Raw genomic sequence first — 3,914 nt, 5'->3', positions numbered from 1 at the left:
GCAAGGGCTTGCCCGCGCCTTTCAGATTGTCCAACTGGCCCTCGGCCTGAGCCTTTTTGATTTGCCGTTCTGCAAGGTCACGCCATTTCATCGGAATACCCCCTCAAAGCAATGGATCAGAACTTTCGCGTCGTCCGGCCCTTTTTCACCCGCGTGCCGCTGCGCCCCGCGGTCGAGCGTCCAACTGCGGCGCCGCTGGCAGCCTCGATCGCCGATTGCCGGGCCAGAGGGTCGTCCGAGATCGCCAGATCGACCGCCTCCAACCGTTTGATTTCGTCGCGCAGGCGCGCGGCCTCTTCGAATTCCAGATTTTCGGCCGCCTTGCGCATGTCGGTGCGCAACCCGTCCAGATGTGCCTCCAGATTGGCCCCGTGCAACGGTTTTTCGATGGTCGCGGTGACCCGGCTGAGATCGACATCGCCTTTGTAGAGACCCTGCAGAATATCCTCGACGTTCTTTTTGATCGTCGCCGGGGTGATGCCGTGTTCAAGGTTATAGGCGATCTGTTTCTCGCGCCGCCGGTTGGTTTCACCCATGGCGCGCTCCATGCTGCCGGTCACGCGGTCGGCATACATGATGACCCGGCCTTCGGCATTCCGCGCGGCGCGGCCGATGGTCTGAATCAACGAGGTTTCCGACCGCAGAAAGCCTTCCTTGTCCGCATCCAGAATCGCCACCAGCCCGCATTCGGGGATATCCAGCCCCTCGCGCAACAGGTTGATGCCGATCAGCACATCGAACGCCCCCAGTCGCAGGTCGCGCAGGATCTCGATCCGCTCGATCGTGTCGATATCCGAGTGCATATAGCGCACCTTGATGCCCTGTTCGTGCAGGTATTCAGTCAGGTCTTCGGCCATGCGCTTGGTCAGGGTGGTGACCAATGTGCGGAATCCCTTGGCCGAAACCCGGCGGATTTCGTCCATCACGTCATCGACCTGAGTTTCCACCGGCCGGATTTCGATCACCGGGTCCAGCAGGCCGGTGGGGCGGATCACCTGTTCGGTGAAAACCCCGCCGGTCTGGTTCAGCTCCCACGCGGCCGGGGTGGCCGAAACGAACACCGATTGCGGCCGCATCGCGTCCCATTCTTCAAATTTCAGCGGCCGGTTGTCCATGCAGGACGGCAAGCGGAACCCATGTTCGGCCAAGGTCGATTTGCGCCGGAAGTCGCCTTTGTACATCCCGCCGATCTGAGGCACGCTGACATGGGATTCATCCGCGAAAACAAGGGCGTGGTCGGGGATGAATTCGAACAGGGTCGGCGGCGGTTCCCCCGGGGCGCGCCCGGTCAGATAGCGCGAGTAATTCTCGATTCCGCTGCACACGCCGGTGGCCTCAAGCATCTCAAGGTCGAAATTACAGCGCTGCTCCAGCCGTTGCGCCTCAAGCAGCTTGCCCTCGGACATCAGTTGATCCAGCCGATGCCGCAGCTCTTTCTTGATGCCGATGATCGCCTGTTTCATCGTCGGCTTGGGCGTCACGTAATGCGAGTTGGCGTAGACGCGGATATGGTCGAACGTGTCGGTTTTCTCGCCGGTCAGCGTGTCGAATTCGGTGATCGCCTCCAGTTCCTCGCCAAAGAACGACAGCTTCCACGCCCGGTCCTCAAGGTGAGCCGGCCAGATTTCCACGCTATCGCCGCGGACCCGGAAACAGCCGCGTTGAAACGCGGTGTCATTGCGCCGGTATTGCTGGGCCACCAGATCGGCCATCACCGCACGCTGGTCATAGTCCTTGCCGACCACCAGATCCTGCGTCATCGCGCCGTAGGTCTCGACGCTGCCGATGCCATAGATGCAGGATACCGAGGCCACGATGATCACATCGTCCCTCTCCAGCAGCGCCCGCGTGGCCGAGTGGCGCATCCGGTCGATCTGCTCGTTGATCTGGGATTCTTTCTCGATATAGGTGTCGCTGCGGGCGACATAGGCTTCGGGCTGGTAATAGTCGTAGTAGCTGACGAAATATTCGACGGCGTTTTCCGGGAAAAAGTTTTTGAATTCGCCGTATAGCTGCGCGGCAAGGGTCTTGTTCGGGGCCAGAATGATCGCCGGGCGCTGGGTCTCTTCGATGACCTTGGCCATGGTAAAGGTCTTGCCGGTGCCGGTGGCGCCCAGCAGAACCTGATCGCGTTCGCCGTCCAAAATCCCCTGAGACAGCTCGACAATCGCGGCTGGCTGATCGCCCGCCGGTTCGAAATCGGTATGCATGACAAAGCGCCGCCCGCCCTCAAGCTTGGGGCGGTTTTTCACGTCCGGGGCAGGGGCGTGCATCAACGGGGCGTCGGTCATAGCGATTCCTTTGGCGTTGCCTATGATTTGATCCGTTTTTGTTCCGGTTCAAGGGGGGCAACTGCGGAAAGGCGGATTGCTTTCTCTTGCACTTTGCGGCCGAATTTTCCATAAGGTTTCTGGAATCTTGAGGGAGACAGCCCATGCGCGCCCGCATCTATCAGCCCGCCAAAACGGCAATGCAATCCGGAACCGCGAAGACCCGTCAATGGGTGCTGGAATACGCAGCAGATTCCGCGCGCGAAGTTGACCCCCTGATGGGCTGGACCAGCTCGACCGACACGCAAAGCCAGGTGCGCCTGCGGTTCGACAGCAAAGAGGCGGCGCTGGCCTATGCCCATGACAAGGGGATCGAGGCCGTCGTGACCGAACCCAAGTCGCGCAAACCTGTTATCCGCGCCCGCGGCTATGGCGAGAATTTCGTGCCGAACCGCCGTCAGGTCTGGACGCACTGAGGGCTTGCCTTTTCCGGGGCCGAAGGTGAAAACCGCTTCAGCGGTCCCATAGCTCAACTGGATAGAGCAGCTGACTTCTAATCAGCAGGTTGAGGGTTCGAGTCCTTCTGGGATCGCCATTTTCATTTCCGAACCACAGGTTTAGGCCCGCGCCACGCGTGGTCCGATGGCAGATGCACGTGGGTCCGGTTGACCTTTTCCGACAATTTCCTGCTTTGAGCCTGTTAATCTGACGCTTTAGTTTGTCTCTGGAACTTATTCGCTCTGCGCCGGGAAAAGAAAAAGGCGCCCCGAAATCGGGCGCCTTGTGCTTGCAGTAATCCGACTATTGGCGGGTTACAGCGTGTCCTCCTTGTTGCTCAGCGTCGCAACCACGCGCGACACCATGCGGTCCAGATCGCGGGCGTCGATGGCGGCCAGACGCGGCTCCATCCCCAGCGAAATCATGCCATGCACCGCCGCAAAAATCGCACGGGCGTTGCGGTCAAGGTTGCGCGAGGTTTCGAACCGGCTCAGCCGCTCCAGCTGGGTCGAGATCAGGCCGACGATCGGCTCGATCGCCTGATGGAACCCAGGGGCGTCCTCGGCTTCGGGCAGGCCGATCGAGAACAGCGTCCGCCAGCGGTTGGTTTCGGTCTGGGCATAGCTCAGATAGGACTGCGCCAGCGTCACCAGCAGGTCGTCCGCGTCTTCGCCATCAAGGCCGGACACAGATTCCTGCATCTTTTCAGTGATTTGGTCGACGGTTCGGCGGTTCACCGCAATCGCCAATTCGCCCAGATCGTCAACCGCAGTATAGATCGCGCCAAGGGCGCATCCGGCGGCGTTTGCAAGATCGCGGGCCCGTAGGGCGACGATGCCGCCCTGGGCGATTTCGGCTTCGGCAATATCAATCAATTTGGCCTTCAACGCTTCGCGCTTGGCCATGGTCGCAGGGGTCATAGGAGCCTCCTATACTGAACGCGGTTCAGTTGTAGGCGGTGCAAATCCGAAAGAAAAGCCCGAAAATGCTGCGATGCAGCAATTCATAAAACCGTTGCTTTTTAGCCATATTTGCCCGTTTAAGGTGAAAAGTCGGGCAATAATGCTGCGTCGCAGCGTGTCAAAAGATAATCACGTTGCGCCGGGCGGCTCCGGTTTTGGTGTCGGCGATGGCCTCGTTGATCTG

Annotated in this window: 5 protein-coding genes and 1 tRNA gene; 3 read left to right on the top strand and 3 right to left on the bottom strand. The window is 59.9% G+C overall.

Annotated features, from left to right (window positions below; translation table 11 throughout):
- A partial coding sequence (locus ABYW26_RS11735; RefSeq protein WP_372605070.1) for a DnaJ family domain-containing protein occupies nt 1–91 on the bottom strand: 91 nt, incomplete at its 3' end.
- 25 nt (nt 92–116) lie between these two features.
- Nucleotides 117–2,291, bottom strand: coding sequence for an excinuclease ABC subunit UvrB (gene uvrB, locus ABYW26_RS11730; RefSeq protein ID WP_372605068.1), 2,175 nt, complete (start codon nt 2,289–2,291; stop codon nt 117–119).
- 143 nt (nt 2,292–2,434) lie between these two features.
- Here uvrB and ABYW26_RS11725 point away from each other — a divergent pair, with 143 nt between their 5' ends.
- A complete protein-coding gene (locus ABYW26_RS11725; RefSeq protein ID WP_372605067.1) occupies nt 2,435–2,746 on the top strand; it encodes an ETC complex I subunit in 312 nt (103 codons plus the stop codon).
- A 42-nt stretch (nt 2,747–2,788) separates the two neighbouring features.
- Nucleotides 2,789–2,865, top strand: a tRNA-Arg gene (locus ABYW26_RS11720).
- 217 nt (nt 2,866–3,082) lie between these two features.
- Here the strand turns inward: ABYW26_RS11720 and ABYW26_RS11715 are convergent.
- Nucleotides 3,083–3,688, bottom strand: a complete 606-nt coding sequence (locus ABYW26_RS11715) for a TetR/AcrR family transcriptional regulator (protein WP_372605066.1) — start codon at nt 3,686–3,688, stop codon at nt 3,083–3,085.
- Between ABYW26_RS11715 and ABYW26_RS11710 the strand changes: the two genes are divergently transcribed.
- A partial coding sequence (locus ABYW26_RS11710) for a hypothetical protein (RefSeq protein WP_372605064.1) occupies nt 3,666–3,914 on the top strand: 249 nt, incomplete at its 3' end. The genes ABYW26_RS11715 and ABYW26_RS11710 overlap by 23 nt on opposite strands.

Origin of the sequence: Actibacterium sp. (genome assembly GCF_041584535.1) — a bacterium.
Lineage (GTDB): Bacteria > Pseudomonadota > Alphaproteobacteria > Rhodobacterales > Rhodobacteraceae > Actibacterium_D.
Note: the sequence above shows the minus strand (reverse complement) of the source record. Positions and strands in the feature narration are given on the sequence as shown.

Coding starts and splice junctions, on each gene's coding strand:
- ABYW26_RS11715 (WP_372605066.1), bottom strand. CDS start 3,688: ATGACCCCTGCGACCATGGCCAAGCGCGAAGCGTTGAAGGCCAAATTG.
- ABYW26_RS11725 (WP_372605067.1), top strand. CDS start 2,435: ATGCGCGCCCGCATCTATCAGCCCGCCAAAACGGCAATGCAATCCGGA.
- uvrB (WP_372605068.1), bottom strand. CDS start 2,291: ATGACCGACGCCCCGTTGATGCACGCCCCTGCCCCGGACGTGAAAAAC.